Raw genomic sequence first — 998 nt, 5'->3', positions numbered from 1 at the left:
CTCTATCTCTTGTCGTCAAACCGGTGAAATTACATCAGAAATGATTGCTAAAATAGACAAAAGCAAATCTGGTGAAGTGGTATTCAAACAATCAAAAAGTATCTTCTTTAAAACAATGAAGGTTCGTCGTATCTACGATGCAGAGAATCAATCACTGCTTTACTTATCATACACCACCAAAGAAACAGAAGGCAGTTTCAAGCATAGCCTTTCAACCGTTCCCCTATGGGGTACTGAGGCTTACGTTGATCCAGCAACACTCGTCCCAGCGGAATAGGCTCACGTAAATGCCCTCAAGCGAAAAGTAAAACGAGTCACCTGTACAGACATCGTACAGGTGATTCTAAATGTAATAAAAATGAAAGAATCAGAAACAAAATGTGATATCATGCGGCAAAATTTTTTCACTGTATTTTTCATATGAAGTTTCCTGGACAGCGTAAATCTAAACACTACTTTCCAACTCACGCACGTGATCCGTTGGTCAACCAAATGCAACAAACGCCTAAGCTTCACCGCGCAACAATTGTCGGTGTTGGTCAAACGATTGTTGATATCGAAGCCCGTGTTGATAACGCGTTCCTTGAAAAATATGAGCTGAGTAAAGGTCACTCACTGGTATTGGAAGAGAGTAAAGCAGATGCGCTGTACGAAGAGTTAGTTGAGCGCGGTTTGATCACGCATCAATACCCTGGCGATACTATCGGCAACACACTGCACAACTATTCCGTACTTGCAGACAGTAAATCTGTATTGCTTGGCGTTATGTCTAAGAAGATTGAAGTTGGCTCATTTGGTTATCGTTACCTTTGCCGCACTTCTTCTCGTATGAATCTAAATCACCTTCAAACGGTTGATGGTCCTATTGGTCGTTGCTACACGCTTATTTCTGAAGATGGTGAACGTACGTTTGCAATCAACGAAGGCCACATGAACCAACTGCTTCCTGAAAGCGTTCCTGAAAAAGTGTTCGAGAAAGCATCAGCATTGGTTGTGTC

General features: G+C 41.9%; 1 protein-coding gene and 1 pseudogene. Both read left to right on the top strand.

What is annotated here, in order from left to right:
- The coding region (locus AB4653_RS27195; protein ID WP_372105794.1) for a CreA family protein at positions 1–277 on the top strand (277 nt) is incomplete at its 5' end.
- A 143-nt stretch (positions 278–420) separates the two neighbouring features.
- A pseudogene (locus AB4653_RS27190) lies at positions 421–998 on the top strand (inosine/guanosine kinase); the annotation flags it as partial.

The sequence above is a fragment of the Vibrio sp. 10N.222.48.A3 genome (assembly GCF_041475345.1).
Taxonomy (GTDB): Bacteria; Pseudomonadota; Gammaproteobacteria; order Enterobacterales; family Vibrionaceae; genus Vibrio; species Vibrio tasmaniensis_A.
The sequence above is the reverse complement of the archived record's forward strand: the minus strand, read 5'-3'. Positions and strand labels throughout refer to the sequence as shown.